The following is a 20,357-nucleotide window of genomic DNA, read 5'->3' as shown; positions in this document are numbered from 1 at the left end:
ATGCGTATTAAAGAAATTGGCAGAATATTTACTCAAAGGTGGTTTCTCGGTCTTATCGGTGTCGCTGCTTGTTCAATTTTTATTTGGGTTGTTGGTCCACTTATCACGATAGCGGGATATGAGCCACTAAAGAGCGACTTCCAACGACTCGTCACGATTTTGGTGCTGGTGTTTGTCTGGGCTTTATTCAACGTGACTAAGCAGCACAAGCAAAAAGTTAAAGAAGACGAAAGTATTCAAACGTTACTTGAGGTTGATAGTCAATCAGATAAAGAAGCGGCGAGTGAAATTGACTTAATGCGCGAGCGTATTGAGCAAGCTGTCAAAGTAGTAACGAAAACACATAAAGGAAAGCGAAGCTTATATGACTTGCCTTGGTATGTGTTGATCGGCCCTCCAGGGACAGGGAAAACAACAGTGTTAAAGCAGTCAGGGCTAGAGTTTCCGTTAGCGGATAGCCTTGGTTCTGACTCTATTGCTGGTGTCGGTGGAACTCGTCATTGTGATTGGTGGTTTGCAAATAAAGCCGTTCTGATTGATACGGCCGGTCGATACACGACACAAGACAGTCAAGAAAAAGTCGACTCTAAAGCATGGCACGGCTTCTTAGGGTTGTTGAAAAAATATAGAACGCAAAGGCCAATTAATGGTGCAATTGTCACGATCAGTTTAGCCAGTGTGATGTCGCAGACAAGAACCGAGCGAAGCCTTCATGCTCGAGCTATCAAGTCGCGCCTTCAAGAACTGAAGAATCAGTTAGGGATGCAATTTCCTATTTACGTACTACTGACCAAAATGGATTTAGTTGCGGGTTTCAATGAGTTCTTCTCTGATCTAAGTAAGGAAGAGCGTGAGGAATTGTTCGGTTTCATGTTTCCGCGTGAAGTGGCTGATGAAAGAGGGGTTATTTCTTTATTCAATAAAGAATTTCATGGCATGTTGGAGCGCCTTGATGCGCGAATGCTGAGAATCCTTGAAACTGAAGATGATTTAGAGAAGCGAGCACTTATTTTTGAGTTTCCTAAACAGCTAAGGGTATTGCAAGCTAACCTTGATGAATTTTTAGCGGAAATATTTGCACAAAATAGTTTTGAAGAGCCAGCCTTGATTCGTGGTGTGTTTATGTTGAGCTCGGTCCAAGAAGGCTTACCAGTCGATAAGTTAATGAATGAATCGACCAATGGACTTGGACTAAATCGCCTCGCTCTAGCAAAGAGCCCAACAGGGTCTCATAGTTATTTCGTGAAGAACTTGTTTGATAAGGTTATTTTCAAGGAACAACTGTTAGGAACGGTTAATCGTCACTATCAAAAGCAGTCAGGATGGATGCGCCGAGGTGTTTACATTGGCTGTGCTTCTCTACTGTTAGGTGCGTCTGCACTTTGGCTTATGAGCTACAAGTGGAATTCTCAGTTGATTGTCGATACCAATGAGCAAGCCGGCCATATTGAAGCAATGATTGGTGCTGAGAGCCTAGATTTTGAGGCGGATATTATCTCAGCCGTAGAGACATTAGACCGATTGATGACGCTTCCTCTAGGAAAGCAAAGCAACTACGGCGATGCTGATTCCGTAAAAAGGTTTGGTCTCTATCAAGGAGATAAAGTCTCACAGGCGGCAAACAATGCATATTCTGATGCGTTGACCCAATATTACGCTCCCTTGCTTCTTGATAGCTTGGTGACGGAAATGGAAAGTAATCAACAGCATCGAGAGTATTTGTATGAAACGTTGAAAACTTATTTGATGTTGTTTAATCCAGACAAATACCAACAAGATGAAGTGTTGGCTTGGTTTAACTTCTATTTTGAACGTCAATATCCGGGTGAACTAAATATAGACTTAAGAATAGGTCTGTTACAGCACACTCAAAATTTATTAGAGAATAATGGACAAGGCTTTTCTTATAATACTGCTGCCGTGACTAATGCTCGCGAGGTTTTGACACAAATGTCTCTACCAGAACGTGCTTATCAGCGAATGAAGATACAATTTTCGAAGAGTCATGTTCCTTCATTTCGTTTGACTGATGTCTTGGGGCCTAAAGGGCTTGAGCAGTTTGAACGAGCGAGTGGAAAGCCGTTATCACAAGGCATTTCGGGCTTTTATACGTATAATGGCTTTCATAGCATTTTTCAGATTCAGATCAACCGTACAGTAAAAAGCCTAATGGAAGAGAACTGGGTTTATGGTGACGATCTTAAGGCTCATGAAATTGATCAAGATAGCGCTATTCAAGGAGTCCAATCTCGATACTATCAAGATTATGTGAATGAATGGAAAACTCTGATCGAAGATATTCAACTTAAGCAGGCTCCGAGCCTAGAGCTTGCAACAGAACAAGCTAGAGTTCTATCTGGAGTTGAAAGGCCAATCGAATCGTTGTTGAGGGCAATCCAAAAAGAAGTTGGTTTGTCGAAAGTATCATTGTCAGAAAATCAGAAGGCCACTTCTGAAGTCGCAGGTAAGGTTGCCAAAGTTAAATTTTCGAATACGGCAGATAGACTAGACATGTACTTGCCTGAAGAAAATGGTTTCAATGTTGCACTGCCAGGTAAAGAAGTCGAATCTCATTTTTCTGAGATCTTACGTCTCGGCGAACAAGACTTTGATGATATTCAACAAGCTATGGTTAACTTGCGCTCGTATTTAAGCGATTTATCAAGCTCAGGTAATAATCAGAAAATTGCTTACAAAAGTATTTTAGATGGGACCGTTACACAAGATGTGGCTGCTTCCTTTGCTCGCGCTAAAGAACTTTTGCCTAGGCCATTTAATCAATGGCTAGGTGAACTTTCTCAAGAGTCAGTTAAGTTTGCGGAGAGCGGGTCGAAAGATCATCTAAATCAGCTTTGGGTTACGCAAGTGGTGCGCCCTTATCAGCGGACTATTGCGGGTAGATACCCATTCGAGCCAAATGCGAGCAGAGAAGTAAGGCTGAAGGACTTCAAACGTTTCTTTGGTTATGGAGGTACGCTTGACTCATTCTTCCAAGAGTATCTTGAACCGTTTGTCGATACGTCGAAAAGTCGTTGGCGATTAGAAAAGGAAATTGGAGTTCGTCCAGAAACGCTGATGGTCTTTCAAAGAGCGAAGCGTATCAGGCAGTCTTTCTTTGAATCTGATAATTCATTGCGCGTAGAGTTCGGTATGAAACCAGTGTATCTGGATCAGCACATTACTCGGTTTGTTCTAGAGTTAGGTAAGCAAGATTTGGTTTATAAGCATGGACCAGCACGAGCTAAATCCTTGAGCTGGCCTGCGGGTCAAGACCAGACTCGAATAGTGTTCACACCACCAGAATCTAAACGTGAGATTGCCCATACTTATGAAGGTGAGTGGGGCATATTCAAACTGTTAGATCAATCACTTAAAGCAAGACCAGAATCGCGTAAAGACAACATAGTTATGATTGATTTAAAGGGAAATAAGGTGCAACTAGAGCTTATTCCGTCTAGTGCCATTAATCCGTTTTGGTCAAATGAAATGGAGAGGTTCAGATGTCCACGAACCTTGTAACATCAGCCTGGGGTTATATCGGTAAAATGCCTGCAAAAGGAGACTTTGTGAAAGATGGCTTATCACAAGATTTTTCAGAGCGCTGGCATGACTGGCAGCAGGCTGTTATTGCAGTCAGCAGAGAACAATTGGGTGAAAGTTGGAATGAGCACTTTTTAACCGCGCCTGTGTGGCACTTTGCTCTGGATGTTAGTTACTTAGAAGACTCGACATACATTGGTAGCATGATTCCTAGTGTAGATGCATGCGGTAGATACTTTTTCTTTACTATAGCTCGTGCCGTAAAAGGTGAAGCTGCGCAATATTGGGAGGACAAAGCTTGGACCGAGGACAGTGCATCTCTTGCCCTAGCAGTACTTGAGGACGACTTTGTATTTGATGTTTGGCATAAGAGCATGCAAGAAAAAAACGATTTAGTGGCGAATGTAAAAAGTGAAGTGCGGCCTCTTAAGTTTCTTTATCAAAGCCAAATATCTACGATTTTTCATGATCAAGGTGGAGCAGATCAAAGCGCACTTTTGAATTACCTCATTAAAGAAAAATTGAGTAAGCCATGCTTTTGGTGGACTGAAGGCTCGACTCTAGTTGAACCATGTATGTTTATGACCAGCGGTTTCCCTTCTATTGGTCAATTTTCTGCCATGCTTGATGGCGGTTGGAAAAAGTGGAATTGGTAGGATAGAAGAATGAATTGGAACTATTTTACCTTTGCTAAATCGCACGCAGGAAAAGTACGCCCTTATAACGAGGATGCTCTTTTAGATATGACAGAGCAGCATATTTGGGTTGTAGCCGATGGAATGGGTGGGCATAGTGCTGGCGACATAGCAAGCCAGATGCTAGTGGATAGAATCGCGCGCCATATGCAGGATGTCCCAAATACCAATATCGATGATATCCGGAGTGTGGTTCAAGCCGCGAATTTAGAAATTTATCAATACGCACAAAATCACTTAGACGGTAAAACGATGGGAACAACTCTCGTTTTGTTGTTTATCCAGGACGGGTATTACCACTGTCTTTGGGTCGGTGATAGCCGAATTTACCAGCTTAGAAATGGTCATTTTTCTCAAAAAACACGCGATCATAGTCAAGTTATGGATTTAGTCGATCAAGGGTTATTGGCATTTGAAGATGCTGAGTCACATCCTCTCGCAAATGTTATTACCAGAGCTGTTGGGGTAGATGAGAGTATCACTATTGATCAAGTTTCGGGGCAGTTGGCTGACGGAGATCAATTTCTTCTGTGTAGTGATGGGCTTTCTAAAGAATTAACGAGTGATGAAATTCACCGGACATTGTATGCGGACTCAGTAAATCAAGCAGGATTAGCGCTCATGCATTCGGCGTTAGTGAGAGGTGCAAGTGATAACGTTACTTGTGCGTTAGTCAAAGTTCGCCAAGCGCAGACAGAATTTGAAGCAGTAACGAGAGAAGACGCGACGATCCCCGTTTTTCTTAGAGGGAGGTCTTATGAATAGTGAGATGTTCGATTGGTATGAACAAGCGTTGGCTCCTATATCTCAAGAGAATCCCACAGGTGTTGATCCTAGAGAAGATGTATCGCCACAGTCCGCTTATTACCGATTAAAAGATCAGCGTATGGCTGCGCGAAATGCAGAGCGCAATGCACTTATAGAAGAAGAAAGTATTTATACCCACAGTAACTTATGGCGGGTATTTATAGAAGAAGTACCAGAGATACTTACGAATCAATCTAAAGATTTAGAGTTTGTGGCTTGGCTTATAGAGGCTCTAACTCGATTGTATGGTTTTCGCGGTATGGGCGTTGGGTACAAACTCGCAACCGAGTTCATCGAGAAGTTTTGGGATGATCTCTATCCAATGCCTGATGAGGATGGCATTGAAACAAGAATATCGGCGATTACTGGCCTCAATGGTATCGATAGCGAAGGAACACTTATTTTCCCTATTGCTTGTATCCCGCTTACTGACGTAGGCGTTGAGCAAGCGTATGCCTACTGGGAATATCAGCAAGCTATTGAGTTGGAGCGTTTAGATGAAGATAAGCGCCGAAATCGAGTCGATCTTGGCGCTACAGAGCTATCTGATATTACAACTACAGTTAAATCTACCTCTGATGCCTTTTATCGTGAGCTAATCGCTGATCTGGAGTTCGCCACAGAGTCATTTAATGAATTCAGTCAGCGATTAGATGAAGCGGTAGGTGATGTTACTCCTAGCTCTTATATATCAAAAAGGCTTGAATCAATACACTCGGCATTAAAGCATCTCCTTGGAGAGCGTTTTAATCAACCACAAGCTGTGTTTGAAGAACTGGAGGAGGTGGATGAATCTTCTTCTTCGGAACAACAAGTGAGTTCACAAAGTTCTGATGCACTATTAGCGACAAACATGAAATCACGAGAGCAGGCGATTAGACAATTGCAGCAAGTGGCTGATTTCTTCAGAGAGAGTGAGCCTCACTCACCAGTTTCTTACTCCATCGAACAGATCATTCGTTGGTGTGGAATGCCTCTGCCGGAGTTACTGGCGGAACTTATCTCCGACGGAGATGCAAAGAAAAGCTACTTCCGTTTGGTTGGCATAGCAGAACAAAATGAAAATTAATAAAGGGAGAATGGTATGACGAGTATCCACTCGAAACTGTCACGAGTACGGAAGCCTCGTGTCCACATTACCTATGATGTTGAAACTGAAGGTACAACTCTTAAGAAAGAGCTACCTTTTGTTGTAGGTGTAATGGGTGACTTCGCTGGTCAAAACACTGAAGCGTTGAAGCCATTGAAAGACCGCCGTTTTATTCAGATCGATCGAGACAACTTCGATGATGTGCTCAAAAAGATGAACCCATCGGTTAAGTTCAAAGTTGCGAACAAGCTTGCGAACGACGATTCACAGTTTGAGGTGGATTTGAACTTTAAATCAATGCAAGACTTTGAGCCCGCTGCGATCGTAAATCAAGTTGATCCACTGCGCCAACTGATGGAAACGCGTAATAAACTGCGTGATTTGATGACAAAAGTTGACCGTTCTGAAGAGCTTGAAAACATCTTAGAGGATGTTTTGAACAACACAGACAATCTGGCAAAACTTGCGGGCGAGTTAGATCTTGGCAAGAAAGCGAAGTCAGACAGTACTGAAGGAGCGGAATAATGACGACTGAAGCTGAAAAGCAGTTAGATCCAACTGTTAATGAACAAACAACTTCATTTTTAGATCAAGCTATTGGTGCAACTAAGCAGACAGAAGCCTCTCGTGCTGAAGAGCTAATTAAAACGCTCACTGAAGAAGCGATGAAAGGGACGGTTACTTGGAACAAAAACCTAACGGTAACTTTTCGTGAAGCGATTAATTTACTTGATAAACAGATTTCTGATCAGTTGTCTGAAGTAATGCATCATCCTGAATTACAGAAACTTGAAGGTTCTTGGCGTGGTTTAAATTATCTAGTGATGAACTCAGAGACGAGCTCTACTCTGAAAATTCGCATGATGAGTATGACTAAGAAAGAGTTACATAAAGACTTGAGTAAAGCGGTTGAATTTGACCAAAGCCAGATCTTTAAGAAAGTTTACGAGTCTGAGTTTGGCAGTGCAGGTGGTGAACCTTATGGTGCATTAATTGGTGACTATGAGTTTACCAACCACCCAGAGGATATTGAGTCGCTGCGCCTAATGTCAAATGTAGCCGCTTCAGGCTTCTCCCCATTCTTGTCCGCGGCCTCACCAGCACTATTTGGTTTTGATGAGTGGACTGAACTGTCAAAACCACGCGATCTAGACAAGGTCTTTGAGTCGCTAGAATACGCTCAATGGCGTTCGTTCCGTGAGAGTGCTGATTCACGGTTTGTTAGCCTGACTATGCCGAAAGTTCTGGCTCGTTTACCATACGGACAAGCCACTGCTCCAGTTGAGGAATTTGGATTTGAAGAGTTCGAAGTAGATCCAGTGTCAGGTATTGCTGTCAATGCTGAGCATAATGACTACTGTTGGATGAACTCTTCGTACGTTCTTGGTGTTAAGTTAACAGACGCCTTCTCAAAATATGGATTCTGTACAGCTATCCGTGGTGCAGAAGGTGGTGGTCGAGTGGATAATTTGCCAACACATTTCTTCATGAGTGATGATGGCGATCCTGATATGAAGTGTCCAACAGAGATTGGTATTACCGACCGACGTGAGGCAGAGCTGGGTAAACTTGGTTTCTTACCGCTTTGTCACTACAAAAACACCAACTATGCGGTTTTCTTTGGTGCGCAAACCTGTCAAAAACCGGCGAACCACGAATCTCCAGAAGCAACGGCTAATGCGGCGATTTCAGCACGTCTACCTTACATGATGGCGACATCTCGTTTTGCGCATTATTTGAAGGTAATGGCTCGAGATAAAATCGGTAGCTTTATGGAAGCAGAAGACGTTGAGTCTTGGTTGAACCGCTGGATTCTAGGCTATGTAAATGCTTCAGAGGGTGGTGGTCAAGAGATCCGAGCGAAATACCCTCTAGCAGATGCTCGTGTCCAGGTTAAGGAAATCCCTGGCGCACCAGGTTCTTACAATGCTGTAGCATGGCTTAAGCCTTGGCTGCAAATGGAAGAATTGACGACATCTTTGCGACTTGTTGCAAAGATCCCTCAGTCGGGTGGATAAGAAATGAATTGGCTGGTCGTAAGGCCAGCCATACCAAATCGTTATGTTCTAGATGGAAATAGCAGTGTCACTTAACTTTCGCGATCCCAGTAAGCTAAAGCATGAATTCAGCACAGGAGGCCATGCTGAGCTTGATAGCCCTTGGTTGACTCGATTCAATGAATCTTCTGATCTTGTAGAGGCAGCTCGAATTTGGCTAGAAGGTACGCGTTCAAGAGATTTGGACAGTTTTCGTCATAGTGTGATGAACACGATAAACCGAATTGATGAGCTATTAGAATCTCAATTAAACGAAATGATACATCATCCTGAGTTTCAACAACTCGAAAGAGGTTGGATCGGCGTGAGGTATTTATGCGAACAGGTCGACACTCGCTCATCAGACTCCGTCAAAGTCAAGGTGTTGGCGGCAACATGGAATGAAGTCAGTAAAGATGCACTAAAAGCCATCGAGTTTGACCAATCAGCACTATTTAAGCTGCTCTATCAAAATGAATATGGCATGGCCGGGGGAGAACCCTTTGGCGTGGTAGTTGGCGATTATCAACTTCGTTGTGATGCGAGTAAAAATTATTTTGATAGAGATCTGTCTGTGCTCAGCAAGATCTCTCAGTCTGCAGCGGCAGCATTCAGCCCGTTCATTATGTCAGCATCGCCGGAGATGTTTGGTGTTGACAGTTTTTCACAGCTCTCTGCGATAAGAGATATTGCGGCCCAATTTGAACAGGCAGATTACGCAAAATGGCGCAGTTTGAGAGACAACGATGATACCAAATTTATTGGCCTGACTGCGCCGAATGTTTTATTCCGTCAGCCATATAAAAGTGATGGTTCACGCAACGATCAGTTCGACTTTCAAGAGCATGTCTACGACTCTAATCGCGATTTGCTATGGGGGAGTAGTGCGTATTGTTTTGCGGCCGTATCAATTAGAGCGTTTCAGGAGCATGGGTGGTTTACGCACATGCGAGGCATTAAGCAAGGGGATTATAGTCAGGGCATTATCGTCGCTCCTACTAGGAACAAAATGCGTGTTAATGGCAAGAATGACCGTGAAAGATGTCCTTTAAACTTAAAGATCTCTGAGAGAAAAGAACAAGAGTTGTCTGAATGCGGTTTCATTTCTATTTCTCCTGTACCTGAAACCGATATGGTAGGGATGACCTCGAATGTATCTCTCTACAAGCCTAAGCAATATGCAGAAAAACACATTTCAACGAATGCAAAGCTCACGTCGATGTTGCAATACACGTTGTGTGTGTCGCGAGTTGCACATTATCTCAAGGTTATGGGGCGTGACAAGATTGGTGGGTATCAAGATGCAGAAAGCCTAGAGCGAGACTTTCAACGATGGTTGCATCAGTACACTACCGCGTCGGATGAAGCATCTGATGAACTTAGGGCGAAGTATCCCTTAAATGAAGCGAAAATTACGGTTCGAGAGAAAAGAGAAACTCCAGGACACTATTACTCTGTTATCCATTTGCGACCGCACTTCCAGCTCGATCAAATGGTATCTAGCATTAAATTAATTACTGAATTATCACCAGAGCACTTGGTGTAAGGAAATAACAATGACCCAATGGAAAAATGCTTTGTCCCAAGGCCAATTGCAACAAGCTCTAGAGCTATTAATTGATGAAATTAAAGCGGCGCCTAAAGATGCAAGCTTGAGAAGCTCGTTCATTGAGCTGCTTTGCATTGATGGAGACTTCGAGCGTGCGGATGAGCAACTTATGCAATCGATCAAATTGTTTCCTGAGTATCTACCTGGTGCAAGTCAGTTGCGACATTTAGTGAAAGCGGCCCAGGCTAGAAAAGATTTTATCGACGGTGCGGCTAGTGCCAAGGTATTAGGTGACGAGGAATTCACTAAAGAGCTTGTTCGCTTTAACCTCGCTCTCAAAAATCAAGACTATGCAGAAGCGTCACACCTAGCGCATAGCATTGAAGAGCATCGTACTATTAAAGGCTTTAACATAAACGGTACAAACTATGAAGATGCTAGGGATATTGATGATCGTTTAGGTGGTTACATTGAACTGCTTTCCACCGCGGGTAACTATTTTCTTGTTCCAATTTCTAGCATTCAAGCGCTAGAAATAAAAGCACCTACCTCTTTATTAGAAAGTATTTGGCGACCTGTAGAGTTTGATATTGACGGACTTGGCGAAGGAGAAGGTCATATGCCATTGACCTATGTTGACTCAGAAACTGACGCACAAAAGCTAGGTCGAGAAACGGATTGGAAGCAGCTTGGTGAGCAAGAATCCTTCGTGGGTTTAGGCCAAAAATGTTGGCTAGTTGGTGATTCAGCCCTCCCAATCTGTGACTTGACTACATTGTTAGAATCGAAACAAATAGCGTAACAAGAACATGTCATTAACCGTTTCTCTGCTGGACAAATTGATGGATAGTGATCCTTCAACTAGAGATGAAAAAGATTTCCCTACGAGCCAACAACAGATGTTGAACAGCTTGCTTAGAGATCTGGAGTCTATGTTAAATAGTCGTATCGGATGGAAAAACATTCCTGATGACCTTTTAGAGGTTCGCTACTCAATATTGAATTATGGTCTGCCAGATTTTTCCTCGATGCCTTATAGCAGCCAAGAGGGGCAGAATCAGCTCTGTGACATTGTTCATGATGCAATTAAAGAGTTCGAGCCGAGGTTAAGGAATCCTTATGTCCAGATTTCGGACGAGAAAAACGCTATTGATAGGGTGTTGAGGTTACAAATCAGCGCCACTTGCTTAATTGATAACAGCATTCATGAAGTGCGATTCAATTCTGAAGTAGAGCCGGTAAATTTAGGTATGAAACTGAGTAGAGCGAAATGAGTGAAGAGTTTCTCAAATACTATAATCGCGAGTTAGCTTATTTACGTCACAAAGGACAAGAGTTTGGGGAGCAGTATCCTAAGATCGCTGCGAGACTCCGTATCAGTGAGGAGCAGGTTGACGATCCACATGTAGAAAGATTGCTAGAAGGCTGTGCATTTCTAACGGCAAGGATTAGACAAAGTTTAGACAATAGTTATCCTCAGTTCACTGAATCTTTGATGGGGCAGTTATATCCGGATTTTCACGCACCAATTCCATCAATGTCCGTCATTAAGATGAACTGCTCTAGCTCCACTTCCTCTTTTTTTGACGTAGAAGAAGGTGAGCGAGTCGTTATCGGTGCTCCTGGATACCACGAATGCGAGTTTAGAACCTGTTATCCGGTCAGAATGTACCCTGTTGATGTGACCTCTGGTGCTTTCAAAAATGCACCGCTTAAATCGGTGGGCTCCCAATGGGAAAGCCATGCTCATTCAGTTTTGAAAATCCAGCTCACCGCCCAAGATGAAGAGACATCTCTGAGTGACATGGGATTAGAACGGTTGCGCTTTTATTTAAACGGGCAATCTCAGTTGACGTTTAAACTTTACCAAATGCTATTTCAAAATCTAATTGGTTTATCTGTCGTTGCGGGTGGCAAAGAAGTTCGTTCTTTAACGAAAAGGCATCTTATTGAAGTGGGATTTTCAGAAGATGAGAAGGTTGTTCCATACAGTAAGAGAAGCTTTTCGGGAGCAAGATTACTTGTTGAGTATCTGCACTTTCCTGAGAAGTTCATGTTCTTTGATATCACTGAACTCGGATTATCAGAACTAGCTCTTGGAGAGCAAGTTGAGCTGTATTTTTACTTTGATACCAATGATGATTGGCTTCCTAAGCAAGTGGATGAAGAGAGCTTGATGGTTGGTTGTGTGCCAGTCGTAAACTTATTTAAAAGTGTTATGGAGCCAAAGCGTATTCTACCAACCGAGTACGATTACCACTTATCACCGCAATACCAGGAAGCCGAGAGTAACGAGGTTGTCTCTATCTCTGACGTAACGTTGAGAAACTGGAACAAAACGTATCACAACCTGCCATGTTATCACGCTGGTGAGCACACGCATTATATGAACGCGAGTGAAATTTATTGGTTGATGAGACGTGAGGATAAAAATTGGGCTGGTGGATACGATGAACCGGGCAGGGAAACTTACATTTCTTTTGTTGATAAAAGGCATCAATTGTTCAGTCCAGAGAGCCGAGAAAACTGGTTAATGTACGTTGAAGCTGAGTGCTGCAATCGTAATTTAGCGCAGAAGCTTCCATTTGGAGGTGGTCTTCCAAAAGTCTCTTTGCCGGAAGTAAATGACAACTTCGAGTCAGTTCGTTGTTTAGTTTCTATATCAGAAACCCTCCGGCCAGAAATGGATGAAAGTACACGATGGCAGTTAACTAAGCTTCTAACTTTAAACCACTTTACCGAAGAAGATGGATTAACAACTTTGAAGCAAACTCTGAATCTCTATGCATTTTCTGGGACCGCAGAAACGAAAGCGGTAATTGATGCTTTAGCGAAGTTAGAGTTCGAGCCGACTACCGGCAGAGTCAGTCAGAAAGGTAAAGTTGGTTTTGCGCACGGTATAAAAATCATTTTGACGGTTTCTGATCAAATTTTACCTAAAGAGCAAATCTTCCTCCTAGGTAGTGTTTTATCCGTTTACTTTGCACAATATGCTGAAATTAACATTTTTACGCAGCTAGAAATAAGACTTAAGTCAACGGGAAAACCCTTCCACTTATGGCCTGCATTAACTGGCGATAAGGTGTTGCTATGATCGCGGAGCAATTTTATCGAGATCTAAAGCAACATTCGTTGTTTGAAGCAATTCACCTTATCGAACACGAGATCTTGCAAGCCGAGGCACAAATAGGGACAGATGCTCTACCGAAGCATGAAAAACTAAACTTAAAGGTCAATCCATCGTTAGGTTTTGAAAATGCGCAGCTTTGCGATCTAAAACATATTGATAGCCACAAGCTAGCAATTGAAACCAATTTAATAGGCCTAACGGGTGAGCAGGGGGTGCTTCCTCAGCACTACAGCGAGTTAGCTTTACATCGTCAAAAAGAAGGCGATACGGCAATGGTGGACTTCTACGATATTTTTAACCATCGTTTACTGTCTCTTTACTATCGATGCTGGCAACTGAGTCAATTGACCGTTCAGTCTCGTGCTCATGCACAGGGATTACGTTCACCTTTAGAAGATTGTAAGTCGGCATTAACTGGCCAGGGTAGTTCGTTGTCCCTGCATTATGGTGGTGTTTTTGCTTCACCGACGAGAAGCAAAGCTGGACTAAAAAGTGTTCTTGAATGTTTATCTGGATGCCAAGTAAAGATTCATGAGTTTCAAGGGCAGTGGCTACATCTTGCAAAAGAAGAGCAAACACGTCTTTCATCTCGAACTATGCCAGAAGGGCAGTTTGCTCAACTTGGTTCCGGAGCATCCTTAGGCTCGAAAGCTTGGAATATAAACGCAGGAACAACGATCGAGTTTCTGCCAAAGCACAAAGATCTGGTTAGTAAATTACTGCCTAACCATCCAAATGTAGAAATTATTAAACGTGCGGCTTATGAATTTATTGGTAAGCATAAGCAAGTGAAATGGCAGCTCACCACCAAACATAGTTTATTACCTCAAGTTTGTTTATCAAAAAAACATGGTCAGTTAGGTGTTGGTTCTGTACTTAAAAAACATAAACGCACAAAAGATCGAACCATAACAATTACTCTTTAAAGGAAACATAATGGCTTCACTCTCACTTTCAGCGTTGGTCGAAAGATTGTCTCCTCAGGCTAAGGAAACACTTGAACAAGCAGCTGCGATGGCAAGCTCTCGAACCCATCACAGTATTGAAATGTCTCACTGGTTAATGACGATTATTCAACATCCTGCCGATATTTATTCAGAAGTTTTCGACGAATTTGATGTCGATAAAATCAAGGTTGAAACTGATCTTCAAAAGACACTTGAAAAATACAAAACGGGATGTCAATCGGTCCCAGGTCTTTCAGCTCACACAGTGACTGTGATGCAAAATGCTTTGCTATCGGCAACGATTGAGTTCAATCAGGAGCAGTTGGATTGCATTCATCTTTTATTTGCCTACTTGTCTGATGATACGTTAGTCAACATGGCTGGTTCGATTAGCCCTGAGTTAAACAAGATAGAACCATCTCGGTTATTGAACTTTAAAGAAAGTAATACGCGTCAATCAGGATCGAATGACCTAGGGAAATCAAACGCGAATTCTGCGCTGAATCAATTTACAACAGATCTTACTGAGCAGGCTAGGGAAGGTAAGATAGATCCGGTTATTGGTAGAGACAATGAAATCCGTTTAATGATCGACATCTTATTAAGACGTCGACAAAACAACCCGATTCTAACTGGTGAAGCTGGCGTTGGAAAAACAGCCGTTGTTGAAGGTTTGGCGCAAAAGATTATTGATGGCGATGTACCTCCTGCTCTACAAAATGTAGCGATTAAGTCTTTGGATCTGGCGTTATTGCAAGCTGGTGCTGGCATGAAAGGTGAGTTTGAAAACAGACTTAAAAACCTTGTGAAAGAAGTTAACGACGCACCACAACCCATTATTTTGTTTATCGATGAAGCACATGGTCTGATTGGTGGTGGGGGACAAGCAGGACAAGGTGATGCAGCGAATATTCTAAAGCCAGCGTTAGCGAGAGGTGAACTTAGAACGATCGCAGCAACAACTTGGGCAGAATATAAAAAGTATTTTGAAAAAGACGCGGCTCTTACCAGGCGCTTTCAAGTAGTGAAGGTCGACGAGCCAGCGCCGGAGCTAGCGATCGAGATGTTACGTGGTTTACTTGACGTAATGGCACAACACCATGACGTCCACATCACTAGCCAGGCCCTCAATGCTGCCGTTCAACTCTCAGCTCGATACATTAATGGCCGACAACTGCCAGATAAGGCTGTGTCTGTTTTAGACACAGCCTGCTCGCGAGTCGCGTTAAGTCAATCGTCTACACCGGGAGGTCTAGATGCGAAAAGGAATAAACTAAAAGCTAAGCAAGCTGAGTATGAGCACCTAAGCCAAGAAAGTCAGCTAGGTGCACCTCTTGATATGCAATTGCAAGAGGTCAGAAAAGAGATTGATGTTCTATCTAGTGAAATAGTTGAACTAGAGATGCTGTGGGAGAAAGAAAAAGAGTGGGTAAGTGAAGCTAAGTCACTTAGAGCTCAAATAATCAAGGAGGGTTCTGAGACTGCTAGGGACAAGTTACAGGAGCTCGAAAGTAGCCTCTCCGCTAACTCGCAGCCATTAGTATTTTCGCATGTCAATGAAGCGCTTATTGCAGAAGTAATTTCAGATTGGACCGGGATACCACTGGGTAAACTTCAGGATGATGAAATCCAAGCTGTACTGAGTTTGAAAGAGAGTTTGTGTAAACGAGTTGTCGGACAGGAGCACGCTTTAGAAGTCATGTCTGAAGTGATAAAAACCGCCAGTGCACAGCTCACGGATGAGACACGACCAAATGGTGTATTTCTTCTCACGGGACCAAGTGGAGTGGGTAAAACTGAATCTGCTTTAGCTATTGCAGAGAAAGTGTACGGCAGTGAAGAGAATGTCACAACTATCAATATGTCCGAGTTTAAAGAAGAGCACAAAGTTTCCTTATTATTAGGCTCTCCTCCAGGTTATGTTGGGTATGGCGAAGGTGGTGTACTTACTGAAGCCGTCAGACGCAAACCTTATAGTGTGATTCTCTTGGATGAAATGGAAAAAGCGCACCCTGGAGTTCAAGATATTTTTTATCAGGTATTCGATAAAGGCTCAATTAAAGATGGTGAAGGTCGCGATATAGATTTTAAAAACACTATTATTATTATGACCGCGAATACAGGGACAGAAACGACGATGTCTTTGTATTCTGATCCTGATTTATCTCCAGAACCTTCAGCACTAAAAGATGCTTTGCGTGACGATTTGTTGGTTGACTTTAAACCTGCATTTTTAGGACGTGTTAATGTATTACCTTATTTGCCTCTATCAAGAGAAGTATTGATAGAAATAACAAAATTAAAATTAGCCAAAGTTACGAATCGAATTCGTAAAAACTACGGCGCTGACCTATTTTTTGATGAAGAACTAATTAATGATATTGTAGACAATAGTGATGAGTCGGGGAGCGGTGCACGTGTGGTACAGACAACCATAGAAAACACATTACTTCCTAAGATTTCTCATGAAATATTGCATGCAATTCTTAATGATAAGACGTTTGATGAAATTATTGTTAAAGGTACAACTAGTGGACTTGATGTCTCAATAGTTTAACATCCTTTACACTCTCAATAATAATTGGGAGTTGGTTCATATTAACTATTATTTTTTATAAAAAACGCTTAAATTAAGTCTTATTTAAAGATATAACAGGGCGTATTTAAAATGAAGTTTTTGATACATTAATCACTAATTATCATCAAACGTCAGATAATTAAATTACTACGATATATGTCAATTAATAATGCTATAGGAGATTAGCATGCAGTCTAATACGTATCTTAAATACGCAGATATTAAGGGTGAGGCAACTGCCGAGCAATATAAAGATTTGATTACACTACTATCTGTAGATTGGAGTGTAGGTCGTGAGATCTCATCATACACTGGTACAGCGATGGACCGTGAAGCGAGCGCTACTCGTCTATATGATTTGACTATCACTAAACTTCAAGACCGTTCTTCTCCTGACTTATTTAAAGAAGCGACAATTGGTAAAGGTAAACCTGCGGTTTTCCATATTACTAAGCAGGGTGAGAAAGTTGAAGAAATCATGAAGATCGAACTGACTGATGCGATGATTTCTAACTACTCAGTTTCTATCCAGGATGATCGTCCAGTTGAAACCATCACTATTTCTTACACTGAAATGATGATGACAGTGACTCCTACTGACGATAAAAACAACACTTCTGCGCCATTGGTATACGGCTACAGCGGTGTTAAAGGTCAACAAATGTAATTTTTATGCGGGGGAATATTCCCCCGCATTTTTTGAAAGAAGTATTTAATGAAAAGAGCAACTCAAGATAACAATTTCATCCGAATTTCCTCTCCATTCGGAAAAGATGCCATCATACTAAACTCATTTGAGTATAGAGAAGAGATCTCAGAACTTTTTTCATTGCGTGCTAAAGCTTACTTTAATGATCAACGAAGTGAGTTAAACGAAATAATTGGTAAAGAAGTAACAATTACCCTTGAAAATAGTGAGGATGTTTCTTCAAAACCTCGTTATATACATGGTTATGTATCTGCTGCAAGATTAGAAGGGCAACGAGTTTCTAATACTCATAATGGTGAGAATTATAAAAATATAGAGTTATTAATAGAGCCTAAATTACGTTTCGCCGATTATAGAAAAAATTGCAGAATATTTCAGCATAAAGATATAAAAGAAATTATCTCCGAAGTACTCTCGGAGCATAGTGTTGCCTTTAGTTTTGAGTTAACTAAGTCGTACCCTAAATACACATACAAAGTGCAATATGAAGAGTCAGACCTTGAATTTGTCCGACGCTTATTGTCAGAAGAAGGGCTATCGTTCTGTTTCACACACACTAAGTCTGTCCACACGCTTAAGATTTTTGACGACATCAGTTTCTATAAGCCGGGTACAGAGTTTTTAGTCGATTTTGATACAGGTACAGCTAAGTCTAGCCATATTTCTTCTTGGCATGAAACCCAAGTTTTGACGACTAAAGCAAGCCAAAAGTCTGGCTATAACATGCTTAAGCCTTCGTCTAATCCTAAAAATACTGCCAAGGGTGAAAGTGATTTTTTTACCGTGCCTGAAAGCGAGTATTTTGAATACATGGGTGAAACGGAAAGTGATGACCAATACGCACTTAGAAACACGCACGCTATAGAAGCACTACAGCAAAACGCATATCTGTGCCGTGGCGAGGCAACGTGTCGAACGTTCAGTGTGGGAAAGTGCTTTAAGTTTAAAAAGCATGAAGATAAGTCTCGAGTCGGCAAAGAATACGTACTGTCCTCCGTTTTTTTATCTGCGGCTGTTTATAATCAGACTGGTCAAGGTGGCACTGCTGCGCAAGGTGTTAAAGTATCATTTAGTTGTGTTGACTCAAAAACAATCCTTCGCCCTTCAGTGAACTATCCGAAACCTCAGATGAAAGGTTTGCAAACCGCAGTGGTAACGGGAAACAAAGATGGCGAAATTTACATAGACAAACACGGTCGTATTAAAGTTCAGTTTCACTGGGATCGTGTTGGTAAATACGATGTAAACAGCTCATGTTGGATTCGTGTTGCGCAAAATATCGCGGGTAACGGATGGGGCTCGGTGTTTCATCCTAGAGTAGGACAAGAGGTCATCGTCGAGTTTGTCAATGGCGATCCTGACCAGCCAATTGTTACGGGGTCACTGTACAATGGTAGTCAACTCCCTCCCTACACGTTACCAGAGCAAAGCTCTCAAAGTGGTTATAAATCGCGTTCTGTACAAAAAGGCACATCTAATTTTAATGAGTTGCGCTTTGATGACAAACCCGGTGAAGAACACATCTATCTTCATGCCGAAAAACTTTTCCAAATGCTAGTTGAAGACTGTGTTGATATTGCCGTTGAAAACAGTAAAACCGAAAAAGTGACGAATGATGTCAATCAAGAGATTGGCAAGAATGCGACCTTGAAAGTAGGTAAAAACTTTTCTAATGAAACGGGTGAAGTGTTGTCTTTTAATGCAGGAAAGAGTATCGAGATCAAAGTCGGTGGCGCTTCGATTCAGATGTCTAGTTCCGGAGAAATCAACATCAAAGGCAATAAAATATCTATTAACGGCTCTGCTATCGCTCTTAAAGCTGGGCAAATTTCATTGAACTAAGGTGATTTAAAGTGGGTAAACCAGCCGCGATATTGGGCAGCTTTCATCTTTGTCCTAAAAAAACAGGAAAAATTCCTCATGTAGGTGGCCCCGTCGTAGTTGGCTCGCCAAACGTGACAATTGGCGGCATTCCAGCGGCTAGGCAGGGAGATAAGCTTATATGTATAGGTCCTCCGGATAGCATCTCAGCAGGCTCTTCTAGCGTTACAATCAACGGTAAGCCAGCGGCAAGGGTCGGGGATTCAACGTCTCATGGTGGTAAAATTCTGTCTGGCATGCCTACGGTTTTAATCGGAGGCTAGATGCCACTCGCATTTCAAACTCATCTTCTTGCTATTAATGGCAGGCCATACACTGTTCGTGAGATAGCTAACGAATGTTTTAGATTGCCCGCAGAAACACCAAGATCCTATCCTGATCAATCACTGTATGAGCAGATATTAAATCTTGTGCGCTCTAAGCGCGAGATACTGGAGCAAAGTGATATCAAAGGGAATATCTGTGTTCTTTTACCGTCTTCGGTAGATAAAAGCTTGCTTAAGGCATTGATAAACGAGTTTTCTCTTATCCTTGGTAACTCTGCCAATAGAGAAATTTATTTTTATCCTTATGGTCAAGCGGCGTTCTTGATGGCGCTAAATCGGATAAACCGTGAAGTTAACGAAACACAAGCAACTTGGATACTGGCTATAGAAATTGCTCGCGATGCAGAAGAGCATGCCAAATCTCAAAACTCGATCATTTTGACGAAGTGCTTTTTTCAACAGTCCGGCCTTGTTACTGATGATGTTCGAATTGATTTAGATACCAAACAACAAAGCATTGCTGTCGATAAAGTGTTCAAACAACTTGGAGTAGGGTGTGATCACTCACTTAGTGAGTTGCATTTATCCATTGATGGAGATGAGCCTCGATGGTTAAATGCTATGCAACTCTTGTCTCCCTGGGTGACCGATCAAACTCAGTATCAATTTATTGATGTTAAACTAGGAGGGCTGGGCGCATGCGGAGGTGTTTTAAAAGTGTTAATGATTGAGGAGCATCAAAGAAGTAGCCTCAACTCAGACTTCCACGTTTTGCAAGCTGATATCGAGCCAGATGGTTATACGGTGGGAGTTCTATACAATTGGCATAACGAGTAGTTCTGGATCTAGTTTGTCCCTTCTAAACGTTGGCTTTTAATGGTTTAAATGTGACGGTTATGTTTACTCGAGACCATCACTTAATGTTGCTTAAAAGGTGTTTATACAACGTTCTTCTCGCTTTCCGGTGAAATAGTGAACCATAGAACATAAACTACATGAAAAGCTGTTCGACTCAAGATATCCTAACCCAAATTAAATAAATTGAGCTTTGGTTTGTGCCAGATTCAGCCAGTCACGTAATACTCTGATGTTTACACGGCTGAAATTCGGATTCTTGCAGGAGCAAACC

General features: G+C 42.1%; 16 protein-coding genes. All 16 read left to right on the top strand.

Annotated elements, in window-relative coordinates; all coding sequences use genetic code 11:
* The 16 genes from tssM to NL645_RS03465 all read left to right on the top strand — a co-directional run bounded on the left by tssM (nt 1) and on the right by NL645_RS03465 (nt 20,065).
* Nucleotides 1–3,519, top strand: coding sequence for a type VI secretion system membrane subunit TssM (tssM, locus tag NL645_RS03540; protein ID WP_253651206.1), 3,519 nt, complete (start codon nt 1–3; stop codon nt 3,517–3,519).
* Entirely contained in the window at nt 3,501–4,196 is a 696-nt protein-coding gene (gene tagF / locus NL645_RS03535) for a type VI secretion system-associated protein TagF (protein WP_046875356.1), read from the top strand. Before tssM ends, tagF begins: the two co-directional genes overlap by 19 nt.
* A 9-nt stretch (nt 4,197–4,205) precedes the next feature.
* On the top strand, nt 4,206–5,000 hold the full coding sequence (locus tag NL645_RS03530) for a PP2C family serine/threonine-protein phosphatase (RefSeq protein ID WP_005398381.1): 795 nt from the start codon (nt 4,206–4,208) through the stop codon (nt 4,998–5,000).
* Nucleotides 4,993–6,111: a type VI secretion system protein TssA gene (tssA, locus tag NL645_RS03525; RefSeq protein WP_046875357.1), complete on the top strand. Its 1,119-nt coding sequence runs from the start codon at nt 4,993–4,995 to the stop codon at nt 6,109–6,111. The genes NL645_RS03530 and tssA overlap by 8 nt, the downstream gene beginning before the upstream one ends.
* A 15-nt stretch (nt 6,112–6,126) precedes the next feature.
* Nucleotides 6,127–6,657 carry a type VI secretion system contractile sheath small subunit gene (gene tssB, locus NL645_RS03520; RefSeq protein WP_005396385.1) on the top strand — a complete coding sequence of 177 codons (531 nt, stop codon included), beginning with the start codon at nt 6,127–6,129 and terminating at the stop codon, nt 6,655–6,657.
* Nucleotides 6,657–8,150 (top strand): type VI secretion system contractile sheath large subunit, encoded by a 1,494-nt coding sequence (gene tssC / locus NL645_RS03515; RefSeq protein WP_005396386.1) that lies wholly within the window; start codon nt 6,657–6,659, stop codon nt 8,148–8,150. The genes tssB and tssC (NL645_RS03515) overlap by 1 nt, the downstream gene beginning before the upstream one ends.
* 52 nt (nt 8,151–8,202) lie before the next feature.
* Nucleotides 8,203–9,714, top strand: coding sequence for a type VI secretion system contractile sheath large subunit (gene tssC / locus NL645_RS03510; RefSeq protein ID WP_253651205.1), 1,512 nt, complete (start codon nt 8,203–8,205; stop codon nt 9,712–9,714).
* 10 nt (nt 9,715–9,724) lie between these two features.
* Nucleotides 9,725–10,519: a type VI secretion system accessory protein TagJ gene (locus tag NL645_RS03505; protein WP_253651204.1), complete on the top strand. Its 795-nt coding sequence runs from the start codon at nt 9,725–9,727 to the stop codon at nt 10,517–10,519.
* Between the two features lie 7 nt (nt 10,520–10,526).
* Complete coding sequence (gene tssE / locus NL645_RS03500; protein WP_012842186.1) at nt 10,527–10,991, top strand: type VI secretion system baseplate subunit TssE; 465 nt, start codon at nt 10,527–10,529, stop codon at nt 10,989–10,991.
* Nucleotides 10,988–12,811: a type VI secretion system baseplate subunit TssF gene (gene tssF, locus NL645_RS03495; RefSeq protein WP_253651203.1), complete on the top strand. Its 1,824-nt coding sequence runs from the start codon at nt 10,988–10,990 to the stop codon at nt 12,809–12,811. The genes tssE and tssF overlap by 4 nt, the downstream gene beginning before the upstream one ends.
* Complete coding sequence (gene tssG, locus NL645_RS03490; RefSeq protein ID WP_253651202.1) at nt 12,808–13,773, top strand: type VI secretion system baseplate subunit TssG; 966 nt, start codon at nt 12,808–12,810, stop codon at nt 13,771–13,773. Before tssF ends, tssG begins: the two co-directional genes overlap by 4 nt.
* Before the next feature lie 10 nt (nt 13,774–13,783).
* Entirely contained in the window at nt 13,784–16,351 is a 2,568-nt protein-coding gene (tssH, locus tag NL645_RS03485) for a type VI secretion system ATPase TssH (RefSeq protein ID WP_253651201.1), read from the top strand.
* Between the two features lie 208 nt (nt 16,352–16,559).
* The gene (locus NL645_RS03480) at nt 16,560–17,039 is read left to right on the top strand and encodes a type VI secretion system tube protein Hcp (RefSeq protein WP_005375967.1); all 480 of its coding nucleotides are present in this window, start codon (nt 16,560–16,562) and stop codon (nt 17,037–17,039) included.
* A gap of 48 nt (nt 17,040–17,087) precedes the next feature.
* Entirely contained in the window at nt 17,088–18,923 is a 1,836-nt protein-coding gene (gene tssI, locus NL645_RS03475; RefSeq protein ID WP_104970760.1) for a type VI secretion system tip protein TssI/VgrG, read from the top strand.
* An 11-nt stretch (nt 18,924–18,934) separates the two neighbouring features.
* A complete protein-coding gene (locus tag NL645_RS03470; RefSeq protein ID WP_005375969.1) occupies nt 18,935–19,225 on the top strand; it encodes a PAAR domain-containing protein in 291 nt (96 codons plus the stop codon).
* Nucleotides 19,226–20,065: a hypothetical protein gene (locus NL645_RS03465; RefSeq protein ID WP_046875363.1), complete on the top strand. Its 840-nt coding sequence runs from the start codon at nt 19,226–19,228 to the stop codon at nt 20,063–20,065.
* The last annotated feature ends 292 nt before the right edge of the window (nt 20,066–20,357 follow it).

The sequence above is a fragment of the Vibrio sp. Y51_MX_L26 genome (assembly GCF_024181935.1).
GTDB lineage: Bacteria > Pseudomonadota > Gammaproteobacteria > Enterobacterales > Vibrionaceae > Vibrio > Vibrio diabolicus.
Note: the sequence above shows the minus strand (reverse complement) of the source record. Positions and strands in the feature narration are given on the sequence as shown.

Excerpts from the sequence above, each read along its gene's own strand:
- tssM (WP_253651206.1), top strand. The coding sequence starts at position 1 with ATGCGTATTAAAGAAATTGGCAGAATATTTACTCAAAGGTGGTTTCTC.
- tagF (WP_046875356.1), top strand. The coding sequence starts at position 3,501 with ATGTCCACGAACCTTGTAACATCAGCCTGGGGTTATATCGGTAAAATG.
- NL645_RS03530 (WP_005398381.1), top strand. The coding sequence starts at position 4,206 with ATGAATTGGAACTATTTTACCTTTGCTAAATCGCACGCAGGAAAAGTA.
- tssA (WP_046875357.1), top strand. The coding sequence starts at position 4,993 with ATGAATAGTGAGATGTTCGATTGGTATGAACAAGCGTTGGCTCCTATA.
- tssB (WP_005396385.1), top strand. The coding sequence starts at position 6,127 with ATGACGAGTATCCACTCGAAACTGTCACGAGTACGGAAGCCTCGTGTC.
- tssC (WP_005396386.1), top strand. The coding sequence starts at position 6,657 with ATGACGACTGAAGCTGAAAAGCAGTTAGATCCAACTGTTAATGAACAA.
- tssC (WP_253651205.1), top strand. The coding sequence starts at position 8,203 with ATGGAAATAGCAGTGTCACTTAACTTTCGCGATCCCAGTAAGCTAAAG.
- NL645_RS03505 (WP_253651204.1), top strand. The coding sequence starts at position 9,725 with ATGACCCAATGGAAAAATGCTTTGTCCCAAGGCCAATTGCAACAAGCT.
- tssE (WP_012842186.1), top strand. The coding sequence starts at position 10,527 with ATGTCATTAACCGTTTCTCTGCTGGACAAATTGATGGATAGTGATCCT.
- tssF (WP_253651203.1), top strand. The coding sequence starts at position 10,988 with ATGAGTGAAGAGTTTCTCAAATACTATAATCGCGAGTTAGCTTATTTA.
- tssG (WP_253651202.1), top strand. The coding sequence starts at position 12,808 with ATGATCGCGGAGCAATTTTATCGAGATCTAAAGCAACATTCGTTGTTT.
- tssH (WP_253651201.1), top strand. The coding sequence starts at position 13,784 with ATGGCTTCACTCTCACTTTCAGCGTTGGTCGAAAGATTGTCTCCTCAG.
- NL645_RS03480 (WP_005375967.1), top strand. The coding sequence starts at position 16,560 with ATGCAGTCTAATACGTATCTTAAATACGCAGATATTAAGGGTGAGGCA.
- tssI (WP_104970760.1), top strand. The coding sequence starts at position 17,088 with ATGAAAAGAGCAACTCAAGATAACAATTTCATCCGAATTTCCTCTCCA.
- NL645_RS03465 (WP_046875363.1), top strand. The coding sequence starts at position 19,226 with ATGCCACTCGCATTTCAAACTCATCTTCTTGCTATTAATGGCAGGCCA.